The following is a 16,507-nucleotide window of genomic DNA, read 5'->3' as shown; positions in this document are numbered from 1 at the left end:
TTGCATCAATTCGAATAAGGGGAGCCGAAAGGGCTGACTGGCAGGGCCATCGGCCCGGTCATGTCCTCGAAGGTGTAGCGCAGGTACAGGCCGCCGCTGAGCTGGCGGTAATCGCTGGCGTTGTCCACGCCCAGCGCGCCACCGAGGAAGAAGCTCGAACCGAACTTGTATTCGCCGGCCGCATTCAAGCTGTAGCCGACGCCGGTCTTGCTCTCGCTGCCGTAGCCGGTGAGCCCGGCAGCCGTGGCCCGTGGTTGCAGATCGCTGTTGCCGGGGAAGACCTCGGCACTGTCCTGGCCGATATGCTGGACGCCCACCGAGCCTTTGACCCGGTAGGTGAAGCGTTCGGTGCGTTGCGACCAACTGATCGGCACGCCCAGGGCGAAGAAGCTTTGCGGGCTGAAATAACCGCCGTGGCCAACGGTGAAGAAGTCCTGGTTGTTGGCATAGGTCAGTGCCGAACCGCTCAGGCCCAGGGTGAGGATGCTGTCGGGAGCATTGCGCAGGTACCAGTAGATACCGCTGCCCAGTTCGAAGCGGTTGTTCGACTCAACGTTGTTGCCCGACAGTACGTGCGCCGAACCATAGCCGTAGGCACCAACCTGCTGGTCGTCGTAGCTCAGTTCGCCACGCACGCCGTTGGCCGTGACACCACCCCACTTGTCGCCGGTACGCGAATCGCGGGAGCCGGCAAAGGAGGTCACGCTGTCAGTGACCGCCCGGCGCGACACACTCACGCCGTAGCGATAGTCGGAGTTGCCGTCGAACGGCCGATTGAGGCTGACACCGCCAATCGGTGTGCTGTAGAGGAACCCCACCGGACTGACGCCGAGGTCCGCCTTGAGGCCTTGCTCCTTGTCCCGATAGGCCACGGCCACACCGACCCCGTTGGCGTTCTGCGAGCCGACCGGGTCCAAGCCGCTGGCCCCGAAACGCGCCTGGGCCGGGTCACTAGGACTGCCGGCGGACAACGACACCGGGGTGATCTGCAACGCCATGCTGGCGCTGTTATCGCCCACCGGCACGCTGACCTCGAAGGGGGTCTCGACGTCCGTCAGTTTGCTCAGGCCTTTTTCGCCATTGTTGCTACGCACGCTCAGACCCTGAACGACATAACCGCTACGGTCTTCGACGATCTCGTTCAAGGCTTGCTGAGCCGGGCTCAACGCCGGGCGCGAGGTGCTTTCGCGGGCATAGACATTGCCGAACGGATTGGCCGCGGCCGCGACGCCGGTCCGGCGTTCCACAGCCGTCGGTACTGCGTCACCGTCGCCACTGCCCAGGCCCGCCCCCAGGCCGACGACCGGGGCATTGATCGGCGGCGGGACCAGGTTCGACGATGCCAAAGCGGTCACCTGCTGGCGCTGCCCGGGCAGACCGACAAAGGGATTGGCCGACTGCGTCGAGGCTTGCGGAGCCGCCGCCACGTAGATCTCCTGGCGCTGGCTGTCTTCGATCTCGATGGCCTTGCGCAGTAGCTTGCCGGCCTCGCCGGTCTTGCCCATGCCGCGATAGATCCGCGCGGAAGCGGTCAGGGTCTGCGGTACCCCGGGCTCCAGTTCAAGAGCCTTTTTCACCGATTGCTCGGCCAGGTCGAAGTCGCGCCCTTGCAGGGCGACATCGGCCAGGCCCAGCTGCAATCTGGCGTTGCCCGGATCGGCCTTGATCAACGGCTCATAGAGCTCCCGGGCCTTTTGCGTATTGCCGCTGGCGGCATACATGCGCGCCAGCGACGACACCGCCTGGCTATCGTTGGGCCGCTGCTTGAGGGCCGGCGAAAGCATGTCGAAGGCTGCCACCAGGTCGTTCTTTTCGCGTAACTCATCAGCCTGCTTGACCCGGTAGAGGAACAACAGGTCTTCATAGCGCTTGCTCGCGATCTCGGTCATCGGCTTGCCCTGCAAGTCCCGCAGGATCTCGCTGGCCTGGGCATCCTGGTCGGCCTTGAGCAGCACCCCGGCATAAAGCAATTGCAGGTCGGGGGTCGACGGCAAGCGCTCGAGCACCTGGCGCATCAGGCTCACGCCCTGCTGCGGGTTGCCGGCTTCGGCATAGGCGGTCGCCAGTACGGCGACACGCTCCGGCTTCTGCCCGGCCAGCGGTTCGCAGCGCGCCAGCAACGCCCAGGCTTCCTGGCGCTGGCCACGGCGGGCCACATCCACGGCCAACTCGGTCTGGATGTGCAGGCGGATATCCAGCTCCATCTCATTCATGTCGCTGCTGCGCTTGCTCGCAGGAATCCGCGCCAAGGTGCGCTGGGCCTTGGTCCACTCACCCAGCTCGGCCGAGAGCAAGGTACTGGTGTAGAGCGCGTCGGGCTGGTCGGGTTGCTGCTTGAGCAGTTCGTCGATCAGGTCCCGGGCCACCTGGGTCTGGCCGTCGCGCAGGTAGACGCGGGCCAGGGCAAAACGCGTCCAGGGATTTTTCGGATCGTCGGCCAGGGCTTCCTTGTAGGCCTTTTGCGCCGCCGCCAGATCGCCGCGACGTTCGGCCAGCTTGGCCACCTGGATGGCCCGCAGGGCGCGGATTTTCACCGTGGGCGCCAGGCGCGCCTGGTCCGCCGCCGACAGGCCGTCGATCAGGCGCAAGGCCTCATCGGACTTGCCCGCCCGTGACAGCACATTGATCAAGCCGGCGAGGGCCTCCGGATAGTTCGCCGTGCGCGCCAGCACCTGACGGTAACCGGCTTCGGCGGCATCCAGTTGCCCGGCCTGGGCCTGCCAGTTGGCCAGGGCCGTGGGGCCGGCCGGTTCCGCTGGATTCTTGGCGATCGCCTGTTCGATCAGTGCGCGGGCCTGGGTCTGCCGCCCCGCGCGCTGGGCATCGCCGGCCTGGTCCAGCAGGATCCAGTAACGCACGTCGTCGAGGGCCGCGTTCCACTGTGCGCCACCCGGCAGGCGGGTGGCTTGCACCAGGTAGCTTTCGGCCTCGCCCAGACGCTTCTGTTGCTGGCGCACGATCCCCATGCCACCGAGGGCGTCGTAATCGTTGGGACGCTCCTTGAGACGAGCCTGCAAGGCCTGTTCGGCAGCGCCGATATCGCCGGCATCGAGGGCCTTGAGACCACGGGCCACCTGCGGGTCGCGCTGCCAGCCGGCACCGCCACGGCCCTGGGCGATACCCTTGTCCATCAGCGCGCGGATCTCGCTATCGTCCGGGTGCGCCTGCAAATACTGCTGGAACAACGACACCTGATCGCGGGACGGCGGCCCCAGCCACTGCAAGGCGAAACGCCAGGTTTCGTCGGCATTACCACCGATATCCGGGTTGTGCGACAGACGCGCCAGGGCTCGGATCCCTTCCGGGCGACTATCGGGGTTGCGCGCCAGGTGCAGGGCCAGGAACAGGTCGAGGATCGCGTCGTCGGGACGTTCCCGGCGCAGCCGCTCCAGGCCCACGCGGGCCTCGGGCCAGCCGCCGGTGGCAAACCCCAGGGTGTTGTAGTACTCACGGGCGATCAGTCCTTGCGGCTGACGGCCGTCGAGCAGTTGCCGGTACACCGCCACCGCCTTGTCGCGCTGGTCGGCATCGCTCAGTTCGCGGGCCTTTTCCAGCAACTGCTGCTTGTCGTCCGGGCTCAGGGCAATGTCCTGCTCCAACTGCAAGGCCAGGCGCGGCAGCGGCTTGATCGCCTGCAGCCGCGCCAGGTACTGGCGGGCACCGTCCAGGCGCTTGTGTTGCAGGTCGATCAGGCCCAGGCCATAGAGCGCGTCGGGTTGCTCGGGGGCCAGGCTCAACAGCTTGCTCCAGGCCTCCGCGGCCCGGTCCGGATGTTCCTTGGCCTGCCAATAGTAACCCTGCTGGATCAGCAGCGATTGCGGGTTGCCGATCTCGGCGGCCAGGCCGGGCATGGTGGCCAGCGCGGCACAGACCGCCAGGGCTAGGGTTTGCTGGCGCATGGAGCCTCCCAGGACACTTTCAAGGTACCGTCCTTGTTGAACTGATAACGTTTTTCAGTCCAGCCCAGTGAGAACAGGCTCAACATCACGTGGTAATACTGGTGCTGGCTGTAGGCCGGATCGGCCGGATTGCTGTAGTGCGCGAGGGCTTCGTCGACGATGCGCTGCTGCTGGTCGGCCAGCAGCGGCAGGCCCTTGGCCCGCAGGTAGGGCACCAGGGATGCGGAGAAACCGTACGGGCCGATGCCCTCGGTGACGCCCGTGACGACCTGGACCTTTTCCGGCGGTACGCCGGTGGAGGCGACGGACTGGGCCATGCCGTCGAGGTTGTCGAGGATCGGCTTGGCCAGCGGATCGGCGGGCGAGGTCAGGCCGGCCCACAGGTAGGTGCGGATGGCGTCGTAGCTGCCCTGGGCCGAGGTGAACTTGTCGACCACGAACATGCCCTTGTTGACGTCCGTCCCCCGGTAACCGACCCAGTCGGGGACGAAGCCGAAGCGGTTCATGTTCTTGTCGGCGATCATCTTCGCGGTGCTTTCGGCGATCTCCTTCCAGGCCCCGGACGGGCTCTCCTGGCTGAAGCGGCGCAGCAGCGGGATCGGTGTATAGCTGGCATTGAAACGCCAGAGCTGATCCGGGTGCTCATAGCCGACCGGGCCCGGCAAGAGCATCTTGCCCAGGCCCGGGATGTTGCGCACCAGGGTCTTGTCCAGGTTGTTCAGGATCCGCTGGGCGTCGCTGCGGTATTCGGGTTTGTGCCACAGGCGGTCGGCCTCCAGCAGCGAGTAAGCGATCCAGAGGTCGGCATCGCTGGCCGAGTTGGTGTCGAGCACGCCCCAGGTGCCTCTGCTGGTCGGGCCCCACAACCAGCCAGGCAGGTTCCGCGCGATATCGGCCCCGGCCATGTTGTCGCGGGTCCAGTGCCAGAGCTCCTCGAAGGTCAGCGGATCGTTGCCGACCAGGGCGAAGAACATGCCGTAGGCCTGGCCTTCGGAACTGCTCTGGTTGGGGTCCATGCTCGAACCGAGCATGCGCCCGTCCTTCTGCACGAAACGCTCGGCGTAGTTTTTCCACAACGGCCAGTTCTGCAACGAGCAGGACTCGGCCTGCGCAGCCAACGGCAGCAACAGTGCCAGGGACAACAACAGTCGACGCCGGATCATGACAGACGCTTCTTCGCACGGGCACGCAGGAACAGGAACAGCAAGCTGGCCACCAACAACAGGCCCAGCACGGTTACCAGCAGCATCCAGTGCATGTTCTGCGACAGCAGCCATTGCACGCGCTTGAACAGGTTCAACTCACCGACGTAATACTGCTCGTCGGCCACCAGCGAAGTGATCTGTGTGCCCTGCACTACCGCCAGGCTGCCCTGGAGGCTGTCCTTGTAGGCGTCGCCGCCGATCATCGCGGCGGTGGCTTCGGCCAACCCTTCGGGCCTGCCGCTGGCAATCACCACCACGCTGCGACCGGGCTTGAGCGGCGATTCGAAACCGGCCAGGTAGGTGCTGCTGCGCGGGCCGGTGTAGCTCACGTCCAAGGTCGGCTTGCGCTGGTTGGCCGCCGGGTCCGGGCTGATCCACTGGCGCACGCGCAAGGTCAGGTCGGACAACGAGAAGCGATGATTGTCGCCCGAGACAGCGGCCGGCAAGCGCTCGATCCACTGCTTGAGCAAAGGCTGGTTGTCGCCCGAGGCCAGTACCAACAGGTCCTTGTCACTGACCGACTGCACCTGCGCGGCATCCACCACCTGCACGGCCGTCGCCGGGTAACCGGTGGAGTCGCCGAAGCGCCCGAGCACGGTCAGGTAGGCGCCCCACTCCGCCGGCCCGCTGCCGTCGGGCAGCACCACGGCGCTCTGCGAGAGGTCGGCCAGGCGGGTGAACGGGAAGCCGCTGTCGTTGAACACACCAAGGTTCGGCAAGGCGATGTAGTGGTTGTAGCCGCTCAGGTCGAGGGTCGAATCCGGATCGACCAGGCCGCGCATGTTGTCGATGATGATGTCGCGGCATTCGCCCTGCTTGATGTAGTCGAACATGAACCGCAATTGCAATTGCGACTGCGCGCCGGCGGACCCCAGGGGGATACGTACGACGGCTTCGCGGGGCAGGCTTTCATCCTTCTGCAGCAGGCTCAGCAGGCTTTCGCCACCGCCCAGGCTCTTCATCGAAGGCAGCGGCATCGACTTCATGAAAGTGTTGTTCAGGCTCACCAGCAAAGCCGAATTGCTCGACTCCTGCTGCGGCGTGTAGCGGTACTTCAGGTCCAGCCGTACGCCCTCCTCACGCCAGTTGAACATGTCCGGCGGCAGGCGCAACGGCACCGTGATGGAACCCGGGTTGTAGCCGGAGACGCTGAGCAGCTTGGGATCGAGTAGTTCGCCGAGCTTGACCGGTCGATCGGACGGCAGCCAGTTCGGCGCGTCATAAGGTTTGCGCGGGCTGAGCGAGTCCAGACGCTCGATCACCACGCTGTTACCCACCAGCGCCTTGCTGCCGAGGGCCACGGCCGAGGCCGCGAGCTTGAGTTCGGCGGCGTCGCGACCGGCGACGATCAGGAGCTTGCCGTGGGGATCGCCGGGGTGGGTCACCAGGGTCACCGTCGGTCCCTTCGGCGCGGGAATCGCCAGGGCGCCCAATTGCACCGCGTCCTGGCTCTCGACCAGGACAATGGCGTTGCCCTTGGCCGGCAGTTGCCCGACGTTACCGGTGAAGCTGGCGCCGCGATAAGCGGCCAGGGCGCCGAGCCATGACGACAGCGCGCCGGCCCCTTCCAGGGCGGCGTGATCCGGCGCCTTGGCAAACACGAAAGGCAGGTTCAAGGGCAACGAGTCGCGACGATCGAAAAACGGCAGCGGCAGGATCGACAAATCGTCCTTGAGCGCAATCGGCGATACGTTGAGCTCAAGTTCGGAGCTGTTGTTGATCTTGGCCCACAGGCTGCTGTGCTGCGGATCCTCGCACTGCATGGTGTAGTGCCCGATAAATTGCAGGCGCAGGCGGTTGAACTCGGTGATCAGGTGCGCCGGGATATTCACCACCTGTTCTTGCGGCTTGCCGGCACCGTCCTTGGGCAGCGCCAGGCTGGCGGCCACTTCATCGTTGACCAGCACGTTGATCTGCGACAGGTCGGCCAGCAAGGCCGGCGAGTAGCTGTAGCGCAGCAACAATTGCGCACTGTTGACCACCTCGTCGGCGCGGATGTTGAAACTGACGCTGTCGGCCGCTTCCACGCCCTGCAGGTTCATGGTGTCCAGGCGCCCCAGTTGCTTGAGGGTCAGGCTGTGGCTGTAGTTGTCGCTCGGCGCTTGCGGCGCGACATTGGCCGACGCCACGGGCACCGCCGTGGCGCTCTCGGCCCAGGCGTTATGGACCAGGCCACCCAGGCACAGTGCCGACGAAGCCAGGAGCATGAACGGACGACGAGTACTGCGCGGGGCGCGGCGGGTCAAAGGTGTGTGGGTCATGACTTGTCCATAAGAGATGCGAGCGGTTTCAAAGGAGCGTTTTTTCTAGCCGGTGGGGCCGGGCGGACAGACGCCTGTTGATCGGTAGGACGCCGACGTGCGGGCAGCAACAGCGCCTTGACCAGCGTGCCCAGGCCGACCAGGCCAATGGCACTGACCTCGCGCAGGGCCGACAGCGGCGTATCGAGCTTGCCGCTGCCCCAACTGGTGGCCCAGGTATCGGCGCGGGAGAAGGTCATGCGCACCAGCTCGCTTTGTTGGCGCAGGGTCAACGGATCGAACAGCGCGCCCAGGTACTGGCCCTTGCTGAACACCACCGTGGTGTCGAACTCGCAGGTTGCGGCGTTGCGGAACAACGTCACCCGCACCCGCTCGCCGGCGGTGACCGTGGTGCCCGCCGGTAACTTGATGCCAAGCCCGCGCTGGGAGAAGTCCTGGGTCACGCCATACACCGGGGTGCCGTCGGGCAGCTCGACCTTGACCGGCAACTCGGCGCTGACCCGCGGCTCGGCGCGGATCTGCCGCGACTCACTGGCCACCGCCACGGCGGCACTGGTGATAATCAGGTTGTAGAGGGTCCAGAGGGCGTTGATCAGCACCGTGATCGCGGTGGCCGGATCACCCCAGATCCATTGGTGGATGGCAAAGCCCAAGCCGGTGAGGTTCAGCAGCAACAGGACGATATAGGGCCGGGCCAGCTTCCAGTCGAAGAACTGCTGGTCGATGATCCCGCCCTTGTCGGTAACGTTGAAACCGCCAAAGCTGGGCTTGATCAGAGCCATCAACACCGGCGGCATGATGTACCAGGCCAGCACCGTCTCGTAGACCTCGTTCCAGAACGAATGGCGGAAACGCCCCTGGATGCAGGAGTTGGTCAGGTTCGAGTGGAACAGGTGCGGCAGCACATAGGCGGTGATCATCAGCGCCGAGGCGTGGAAGATCTGCGCACCGAAGATCAGGTACGCCAGGGGCGCGGTAAGGAACACCAGGCGCGGCAGACCATAGAAAAAGTGCAGCATGGCGTTGGCGTAGCAAATCCGTTGGCCGAGCTTGAGGCCCTTGCCCATCAACGGATTGTCCAGGCGGAAGATCTGCGCCATGCCGCGGGCCCAGCGGATGCGCTGGCTGATATGCCGCGACAGGCTTTCGGTGGCCAGGCCCGCGGCCTGGGGAATCGCCAGGTACGCGGTGTTATAGCCGGCGCGGTTGAGCTTGAGGGCGGTGTGGGCGTCCTCGGTGACGGTTTCAATCGCCACGCCGCCGATTTCTTCCAATGGCTGGCGCCGCAGGATGGCGCAGGAGCCGCAGAAGAAAGTGGCGTTCCACAGGTCGTTGCCATCCTGCACCAACCCGTAGAACAACTCACCTTCGTTGGGTACGGCGCGGAAAGTCTTGAGGTTCTTCTCGAACGGGTCCGGGGAAAAAAAGAAGTGCGGTGTTTGCAACATCGCCAGCTTGGGGTCCTTGAGGAACCAGCCCATGCCGATCTGCAGGAAGGAACGGGTCGGCACATGGTCGGCATCGAACATGGCGATGTACTCGCCATCGGTCAGCTTGAGGGCGGCATTGAGGTTACCGGCCTTGGCGTGGGCGTTGTCGTCACGGGTGATGTAGTTGACGCCGATGCTCTGGCAAAACCGCCGGAACTCGTCGCGGCGGCCATCGTCCAGCACATGCACCCGCAGCTTGTCCTTGGGCCAGTCCATCGCCTGAGCGGCGAAGATGCTCAGCTTCACGATGCTCAAGGCTTCGTTGTAGGTGGGGATGAACACATCCACCGTCGGCCACTCGCTGGGGTCGCCGGTGAGCAGCACCGGTTGCCGACGCAGAGGCCAGGCGGTCTGCACATAACCGAAGACCAGTACCACCAGGGCGTAGATCTCCGCCAGCACCAGGCCATAGCCGAAGGCGATATCCAGCCAACCGTCGAAACCGAGGGTCTCGGTCAGGCGCCAGTACATGTAGCGCAACGAGGCGACCAGTGACAGCACGATCAACAACAGGATCGGCCAACGCCCCGGCATACGCTTGACCAGCAAGGCCAGGCCGAAGCACAGCGCGGCAAACAGGCACTGGCTGTACAGGTCCAACGGAGCGCTGACGATGCTGATCAGCAACAGCCCACCGATCAGCGACATACCCAGGATCAGCGCCTTGCGCAGCGCCCCCGGCCATTGGTTGAAGCGTTCCAGCCAAGCGTTGAGGCGCAGTTCCGAGCGCCCCGGGAGTTGGGGCGTGAGGTTTGGATCGCGGGTCATGACAAAAAGGACTCTTGCGTACCATACATGAGCAGTTCGCACAGCGAACCTGTGAGGTCGAGGACGTCCTGGCAGCCTCGGGTGCTTGGGGTATGCGCCAGCGGATTACGGTCGTACGCCAAGGCTTCGCTGATGAAATGATCCTGGCGGATCACCCCCAACAGCTGATTTCCTGTTCTTTTTTTCAGCACTTCGCACAAATCGAGGCTGAACTGGCGGGACGTGTCCAACTGGTTGATCACAACTTTGTATTGCCCGGGTTTTTCCCGTTGCAGATAGGGAGCGAGTAGCCGGTCCAGCTGATTGAGGCTGGTGTAGGCCGCCGCATCGGCGAGGGTCACCGCCAGCACCACATCGGCGATTTCCAGCGCCTGGTCCAGGTAGACCGATGGCCCTGGCGGGGTGTCGATAACCACAGTGTCCTGCTCATCCAGAGCCAGCTGCGCCAGATGACGGCTCAGCCAGAGCCGATCGTTTGCCAACTGCTGTTCCAGGCTCCGCCGTCGCGCTTCGCCGACCACGCCGTAGGCCAGGCAGAAGCTATCGGAAAACCCCTTGCGGATCAGCGCTTGCCAATCTTCATCGGCGCGCTCGGACTGGGCGATACCCGGCCACTCCTCGCTGCCGCCCAGATGCAGGCACAAGGCGTTTTGCGGGTCCAGGTCGAGCGCGAGCGTACGCCCGCCGGAACGTTTGATCGCGCAGGCCAAGGCGGCGACCAGGGTGCTCTTGCCCACCCCGCCCTTGGCCGAAACCACGACAATCACCTTGGCCTTGAGCTTTGGCGCCCCTTGCCCGACAGGATCCACGGTAGACACAGCACCGCGCTGTTGTTCGATCTCCAGCAGCAGCCGGCTCAGCGGCGTGGAGCCGACAGCCGCGGTGGGGATGACGCTCAGGGGGTCAGCAGGCTGAGGAGCGAGGCTGGCGGTCAGCGGCTCTGCTGCCAGGACTTCGAGCATTGGCGGCGGCGTGTCTTCAATGTAGTCATAGCTGGGCTCGATTTCCCGGTAGCTCTCGACACTCCCCCCAAATCGATTGAACAGATTTGCTATGTCATCTGAACGATGCATGTAGGTATCCCTTCGTACAAATAGGTTCAACTCAAATGTAAGGGGACAAGCACACGTCTAGCTGCACATTCCATTGTCGGTTATTCCCGAATTGCTCCCTCCCCAAGCAGTATCAATTTGATAGCGTCATTATTTTGTTGTCCAATAGATTTTATCGAATAAAAATCGGCGAAAGCCAATAAATTGGCGTTAAAGCGCAACTCCTTCATTTAAATCGTAAATTTCCCCCTTTCGAGACCGCTGACCGGTTGAGCCGTGACAACGGCGCGTGGGTCCAATAGATTAGGCGCCCTGAAATGCTCCGGCCTTTCGAGCCTTACCCCAGTTAAATGACACTGAAATAGCGAAATTTCGATGCCTGATTCCCATACCGATGAAGCCGTAACACCCTTGTCCGCCAAACGCGAATACGAAAACGCCATCCATCTTTCCCAGCATGCGCCCCAGGCCAAGAACATCAGCGAGATGGTCCTCGACGCCTTTCAAAGCTCGAAAGAAAGCGAGCAGATTCGCGAACTGCGCTTGGCGATCCGTCAGGCGCACGACCGTTTCGACGACGACAAAGCCTACGAACTCATGGGCCAGCTCAAGCAACTCAAGGACGCCGAGGCGGCCGACATCGCCGCCCTCGAGGACCTGAGCACGAAATTCCCGATCAGCCGGATCCTTTCCAGCTACAAGGACGACCCGGCGTTCCAGGAACTGGTCTATGGCTTGGCGCTCAAGGTGCTGAACCAGACCCACCAGGCGCTGAGCAACCCTGGCGCCGGCAAGGGCAAGGCCACGCGCCCCAAGAAAGAAGCGCCGGTATTCATCATCAGCAAGGACGACAGCAGCGTCACCTTCCCGCTGCGCACTCCGCGCAGCAAGGCCAATGCCGACCGCGAAGCGTTCGAGTTCCTCGGCTTTGCCTTTGCCGGCCATGGCGACCTGGCCGAGTTGCTGAGCGAAACCTTCGTGGACAACGAGGGTAACGAACAGCCGGCCACCCGCCAGAATATCGTCACGGCGATTCAGCAGCAGACGGCGTTTGCCGGGTATAGCGTCGTACAGCAATGAGGATCCGCCGCTGAATGGGAGCGGCGGCGAATGAAAAGAGGCAGGTGCGTTTCAAGGTCCGTCGCGGTGAGGGCGGACCCGGGAATCGGCCTGCCTTGGCTTCGATCTGGAACGCAGCGTTCTTGAAGGCCGCGTTAGTCGCAATGAGCCAGGCTGCTCATGCCTGCGTGGTTCTCCCCGGTGTGCCAAACACCTCGCCCGCCCTTGAGAATCAGGATTCTATCGAGCAGCATACTTCTATATTTCCCACAACAAACGGTACAGTATTACCGTGCCATAGACCCTTGCGTCCTCGCTTTTGGCCCGAGACACCGAAATCAATGCCAATGGAGTGAGCAGCGATGGTCGAGCCATCCAAAAGTGGTCCCTGGAACAGTCAACTCGGCGAGATCAACGAAGACGTCGTACACGCGATCCTCGAACTGGTCAGCGATGGCGTCTGGGACTGGAACGCCAATACCGGCCTGGTCTACCGCAGCCCCGGCTGGTACGAGATGCTCGGCTACTCCCCCAATACCCTGCCGAACAACGTCTTCACCTGGGAGAACGTGATTCATCCCGACGACTACCCACAGGTGATGGCCCATTTCGACGACCACCTGAATGAACGCACCCTGGGTTATCACGCCGAATACCGCTGCCGAACCCGCAACGGCGACTATATCCTGATCGAAGACCGCGGCTACGTGATCGCCCGCAACCCCGACGGCTCGGTGGCCCGGATGATCGGCGCCCACCGCAGTCTCGAAGACCAACGGCGCCTGCTCGAACAACTCGAAGTACGGACCCAATCCTTCGAGGCCATCGTCGCCGAGCGGACCGCCGAGTTGTCACGGGTCAATCAGCAGTTGCAGGCCCAGCTCGAGGAAAACCGCCGCCTGGCCGAAAGCGACTCGCTGACCGGGGTCGCCAACCGCTATCGCCTGGAGAAGATCCTGTCGCGGGAGTGCCAGCGCGCGGGGCGCTTTCGCCAGGCGCTGTCGCTGATTGCCATGGATATCGATGACTTCAAGCAGATCAATGACCAACACGGACATCAAGGCGGCGACAGGGTCCTGGTCGAGGTGGCGCAAACGCTCCAGCGCTGTCTGCGCGACACCGGTCTGCTGGCGCGCTGGGGCGGTGATGAATTCATGATTGTCCTGCCGGACAGTCCCCTCGCCGCCGCCATGAACCTGGCGCAACAACTGCGCAAGCAGCTGCAGCAACGCAAGCCCCTGGGCCTGAGTTCGCTGACGATGAGTTTCGGGGTGGTCGAGCGTTGCGCCGACGAGCCCATGGCCGAACTGATGAGCCGGGCCGACCAGGCCCTGTATCGCGCCAAGGGCGCCGGCAAGAACGTGATATCCAACTGAGACCCCATTGGCTTTTCTTGCGCATACAAAAAACCCCGCCGAAGCGGGGTTTTCTTTTGACCATTCCAACGTCCTGTCGGCTGCCGTCCTGGCGATGGTCGATCATCCCTGATCCTGTGCACATCCTTGCGCAGCAGTGATGGGTCTAGATTAGGGCAGCCGCTCAAACGCTCATAGAGGCGATTGCGGGCACAGCGTGTAAGCCTTTCGCTATTACCCTGGTTTTTTCCCACTGCAATACGCCGCACAGCCCTTTGACGATCATCTCGACCTCCTGCTCATTGATAATCAGCGGTGGCAGCAGGCGAATGGTCTTGCCCCGGGTCACATTGATCAACAAGCCCTGGTCCCGGGCCGCGAGCAGCGCCAGGTCACGCACCGGCTGCCGGAGTTCGATGCCGATCATCAAGCCCTGCCCGCGTATCGCCAGGACCTGCGGACAGTCGTCCAGCTCGGTCCGCAACCGCGTCAGTAAACGCTCGCCTTGCTGCCGGGCATTCTCCACCAGCCCCTGCTCCTCGATGATATCGAGCACGGTGCAGCCGGCCCGACAAGCCAGCGGGTTACCGCCAAAGGTGCTGCCGTGACTGCCCGGGGTGAACAGCTCGGCGGCCTTGCCCCGCGCCAGGCAGGCGCCGATGGGAATGCCATTGCCCAAGCCCTTGGCCAGGGTCATCACGTCCGGGAGTATGCCTTCGTGCTGGCAGGCAAACCATTGGCCGGTACGACCGATGCCGGTCTGGATCTCATCGAGCATCAACAACCAGGAGCGCCTTTTGCACAGGTCGCGTACGGCTTTCAAATAGCCCGGCGGTGGCAGCTGCACGCCGCTTTCGCCCTGGATCGGCTCCATCAGCACCGCGCAGATCCGCTGGCCATGGCTGTGGGCGATGCTGTGCAGCACCGCCAGGTCGCCATACGGCACCTTGATGAAATCCCCCGGCAGCGCATGGAAGCCCAAACGCACCGCCGGACCATCGCTGGCGGACAAGGTGCCCAGGGTGCGCCCGTGGAAGGCGTTTTCCATGACCACCACCAGCGGTTTCTCGATACCTTTGTGCCAGGCATGCAGCCGCGCCAGTTTCAACGCCGTTTCATTGGCCTCGGCGCCGGAGTTGTTGAAGAACACCCGGTCCATGCCCGAGAGCTGGGCCAGGCGCCGGGCCAGTTGTTGCTGCCAGTCGATGCTGTACAGATTGGAGGTGTGCAGCAGCAGGCCGGCCTGCTCGCGGATGGCACTCACCAGGCGTGGGTGTGAATGACCGACATTGGTCACCGCGACGCCGGCCACCGCGTCCAGGTACTCGCGCCCTTCGCGGTCCCACAGGCGGCTGCCCAGCCCCTTGACGAAACCCAGGTCCAGCGGTTGATAGGTAGTCATCAGGCTAGCGGCGGTCATGGTGTCGAGCTCCAGGCATTGGGTGGTGCTGGCAGTATCGTTAGCCACCAGAGCTGGATAAACTCCATTGCGCTTCAATGATTTTAAAGCAGGGATTGATAATGGATCTTTTCCAGGCAATGCGGGTGTACGTGAAAGTGGTGGAAAGCGGCAGCATGACCGCTGCCGCCCTGGAATGCGGCCTCTCCACCACCATGGTCGGCAATCACCTGCGCTCACTGGAACAACGACTCGGGGTCAGCCTGCTCAGCCGTACGACACGACGTCAGCGCCTGACCGAGTTCGGCTCGACCTACTATCAGCGTTGCCTTGAGGTGCTGGGGTTGGTGGCCGACTCCGAGCGCCTGGCGGAACAGGCCCAGGGCGAGCCGAGCGGGACCCTGCGGATCACCGCGCCGCTGACCTTCGGCTCCGAACGCCTGGCCCCGGCCCTGAGCGAATTCGTGCTGCGTTATCCCCAGATCAAACTGGATGTGATGCTCAGCAACCAGCGCGAAGACCTGATCGACAGTGGCTTCGACGCGGCGATCCGCCTGGGTGCGCCCGAACCCTCGGCGCTGATTGCCCGACCGCTGGAAAACTATGCGCTGACCGTCTGTGCCTCGCCGTCATACCTGAAACGGCGCGGGACGCCGATCATCCCCCAGGATCTGGAACATCACGACTGCCTGGCCTTCGCCTACCCGGCGGGAGACGACTGGCGCACGGTGGAAAAACAATGGAGCCTGAGCGGACCGGAGGGAGAAATCCTGGTACCGGTCAGCGGCCCGATGACCATCAACAGCTCCTCGGCGCTCTATCAGGCGGCGCTCTCCGGCATGGGCATCGTGATGCTGCCGGATGCCTTGCTGCGCGACGATCTGCGCGAAGGCAGGCTGGTGCCGCTGCTGGGAACCTACAAACTGCCCTGCCGGCCGATGAACCTGCTCTACGCGCAAGACCGCTACCGACTGCCCAAGCTGCGTAGTTTCGTGGAGTTCGCGCTGGAGAAGTGGGGCAAGCCCTGAGGCTTGTCGTGGCGAGCCGGCCGGCCCGCCACCGGGTCGGTGCTATTTCGCAATGGCCTTGGCCGCGTCTTCAATGATCGCCGCCACCTTGTCCGGATGGGACACCATCACCACATGGGACGCGCCCTTGATGTCCACGGTCTCCCTGGAACCGGCGCGATCGGCCATGAACTTCAGGGCCGCCTCGGGAATGTTCTTGTCCGCCGAACCGTAGATGAACCAGGACGGCAGGGTTTTCCAGGCCGGATCGCCGGCCCCTTCCTTCAACGCGGCTTCGGCAATCGGGCGCTGGGTCGCGGCCATCAGCGCGGCAGCCTTGGGAGCGACATCGGCGGCGAACTGGGCGGCGAATTTGTCCTGCTGGATAAACAGATCCACCGTGCCATTTTCCAGTTGCACCGGCGGGGCCAGGGTCGGGCCCAGGGTGCTGCCCGGAAAACGGCCGGAAAGTTCGATCGCGGTCTCGCCTTTTTCCGGAGCGAAGGCGGCAACGTAGACCAGTGCCTTGACGTTGGACCGGCCATGGACCGCGTTGGAAATCACCGAGCCACCGTAGGAGTGCCCCACCAGGATCACCGGGCCTGGCGTATGTTCGACGATATCGGCCACGTAGTCTGAATCGCTTTTCACGCTGTGCAGCGGGTTGGCGACAGCGATCACCGGATACCCCTTGGCCTGCAGGCGAGCAATCACCCCATTCCAGCTGGACGACTCGGCGAAGGCGCCGTGTACCAGCACTACCGTGGCTTTCTGGCCCGGTTGCGCGGCGGCGGCGACCGAACCCACCCAGCCCACCGACAAGGCTCCGGCAGCGATGGCGAGCGCGGCAAACAGTTTAGAGACAGCGGAAAAACGGGACCTTTGCATCGGTATTTCCTCTCGCATGAAATGGTTGACCCGCCACAGGCGGCGGCGTCCAGGTCACTGGACGTGGCGCCATGATGGGCAAAACCTATTTACGAATGGCGCCTTCTTGTCGATGATATGCACC

At 63.5% G+C, this 16,507-nt stretch carries 10 protein-coding genes; 3 read left to right on the top strand and 7 right to left on the bottom strand.

Annotation, left to right across the window (positions count from 1 at the left end; genetic code table 11):
* Positions 1 to 5: 5 nt before the first annotated feature.
* The 5 genes from M5B96_RS21290 to bcsQ are packed head-to-tail and all read right to left on the bottom strand — an operon-like array spanning position 6 to position 10,696.
* On the bottom strand, positions 6 to 3,899 hold the full coding sequence (locus M5B96_RS21290; protein WP_248798986.1) for a cellulose biosynthesis protein BcsC: 3,894 nt from the start codon (positions 3,897 to 3,899) through the stop codon (positions 6 to 8).
* Positions 3,881 to 5,062 (bottom strand): cellulose synthase complex periplasmic endoglucanase BcsZ, encoded by a 1,182-nt coding sequence (gene bcsZ, locus M5B96_RS21285; RefSeq protein WP_248798985.1) that lies wholly within the window; start codon positions 5,060 to 5,062, stop codon positions 3,881 to 3,883. Before bcsZ ends, M5B96_RS21290 begins: the two co-directional genes overlap by 19 nt.
* On the bottom strand, positions 5,059 to 7,365 hold the full coding sequence (bcsB, locus tag M5B96_RS21280; RefSeq protein WP_248798984.1) for a cellulose biosynthesis cyclic di-GMP-binding regulatory protein BcsB: 2,307 nt from the start codon (positions 7,363 to 7,365) through the stop codon (positions 5,059 to 5,061). Before bcsB ends, bcsZ begins: the two co-directional genes overlap by 4 nt.
* Complete coding sequence (gene bcsA / locus M5B96_RS21275) at positions 7,362 to 9,623, bottom strand: UDP-forming cellulose synthase catalytic subunit (RefSeq protein WP_248798983.1); 2,262 nt, start codon at positions 9,621 to 9,623, stop codon at positions 7,362 to 7,364. The genes bcsB and bcsA overlap by 4 nt, the downstream gene beginning before the upstream one ends.
* Positions 9,620 to 10,696, bottom strand: coding sequence for a cellulose biosynthesis protein BcsQ (gene bcsQ, locus M5B96_RS21270; protein ID WP_248798982.1), 1,077 nt, complete (start codon positions 10,694 to 10,696; stop codon positions 9,620 to 9,622). The genes bcsA and bcsQ overlap by 4 nt, the downstream gene beginning before the upstream one ends.
* Before the next feature lie 354 nt (positions 10,697 to 11,050).
* On the opposite strand from bcsQ, the gene M5B96_RS21265 reads away from it, so the two are divergent.
* Positions 11,051 to 11,755, top strand: coding sequence for a hypothetical protein (locus tag M5B96_RS21265; protein ID WP_248798981.1), 705 nt, complete (start codon positions 11,051 to 11,053; stop codon positions 11,753 to 11,755).
* Positions 11,756 to 12,096: 341 nt separating this feature from the next.
* The gene (locus tag M5B96_RS21260) at positions 12,097 to 13,110 is read left to right on the top strand and encodes a sensor domain-containing diguanylate cyclase (protein WP_248798980.1); all 1,014 of its coding nucleotides are present in this window, start codon (positions 12,097 to 12,099) and stop codon (positions 13,108 to 13,110) included.
* Positions 13,111 to 13,273: 163 nt separating this feature from the next.
* Here M5B96_RS21260 and M5B96_RS21255 read toward each other — a convergent pair whose 3' ends face one another.
* On the bottom strand, positions 13,274 to 14,509 hold the full coding sequence (locus tag M5B96_RS21255) for an acetylornithine transaminase (RefSeq protein WP_248799025.1): 1,236 nt from the start codon (positions 14,507 to 14,509) through the stop codon (positions 13,274 to 13,276).
* A 101-nt stretch (positions 14,510 to 14,610) separates the two neighbouring features.
* Between M5B96_RS21255 and M5B96_RS21250 the strand changes: the two genes are divergently transcribed.
* A complete protein-coding gene (locus M5B96_RS21250) occupies positions 14,611 to 15,516 on the top strand; it encodes a LysR family transcriptional regulator (RefSeq protein ID WP_248798979.1) in 906 nt (301 codons plus the stop codon).
* A 42-nt stretch (positions 15,517 to 15,558) separates the two neighbouring features.
* On the opposite strand, the gene M5B96_RS21245 is transcribed toward M5B96_RS21250, so the two are convergent.
* On the bottom strand, positions 15,559 to 16,383 hold the full coding sequence (locus M5B96_RS21245; protein WP_248798978.1) for an alpha/beta fold hydrolase: 825 nt from the start codon (positions 16,381 to 16,383) through the stop codon (positions 15,559 to 15,561).
* Positions 16,384 to 16,507: the final 124 nt, after the last annotated feature.

Source organism: Pseudomonas sp. MWU13-2105, assembly GCF_023242315.1.
Taxonomy (GTDB): Bacteria; Pseudomonadota; Gammaproteobacteria; order Pseudomonadales; family Pseudomonadaceae; genus Aquipseudomonas.
Note: the sequence above shows the minus strand (reverse complement) of the source record. Positions and strands in the feature narration are given on the sequence as shown.

Excerpts from the sequence above, each read along its gene's own strand:
- M5B96_RS21290 (WP_248798986.1), bottom strand. The coding sequence starts at position 3,899 with ATGCGCCAGCAAACCCTAGCCCTGGCGGTCTGTGCCGCGCTGGCCACC.
- bcsZ (WP_248798985.1), bottom strand. The coding sequence starts at position 5,062 with ATGATCCGGCGTCGACTGTTGTTGTCCCTGGCACTGTTGCTGCCGTTG.
- bcsB (WP_248798984.1), bottom strand. The coding sequence starts at position 7,365 with ATGACCCACACACCTTTGACCCGCCGCGCCCCGCGCAGTACTCGTCGT.
- bcsA (WP_248798983.1), bottom strand. The coding sequence starts at position 9,623 with ATGACCCGCGATCCAAACCTCACGCCCCAACTCCCGGGGCGCTCGGAA.
- bcsQ (WP_248798982.1), bottom strand. The coding sequence starts at position 10,696 with ATGCATCGTTCAGATGACATAGCAAATCTGTTCAATCGATTTGGGGGG.
- M5B96_RS21265 (WP_248798981.1), top strand. The coding sequence starts at position 11,051 with ATGCCTGATTCCCATACCGATGAAGCCGTAACACCCTTGTCCGCCAAA.
- M5B96_RS21260 (WP_248798980.1), top strand. The coding sequence starts at position 12,097 with ATGGTCGAGCCATCCAAAAGTGGTCCCTGGAACAGTCAACTCGGCGAG.
- M5B96_RS21255 (WP_248799025.1), bottom strand. The coding sequence starts at position 14,509 with ATGACCGCCGCTAGCCTGATGACTACCTATCAACCGCTGGACCTGGGT.
- M5B96_RS21250 (WP_248798979.1), top strand. The coding sequence starts at position 14,611 with ATGGATCTTTTCCAGGCAATGCGGGTGTACGTGAAAGTGGTGGAAAGC.
- M5B96_RS21245 (WP_248798978.1), bottom strand. The coding sequence starts at position 16,383 with ATGCAAAGGTCCCGTTTTTCCGCTGTCTCTAAACTGTTTGCCGCGCTC.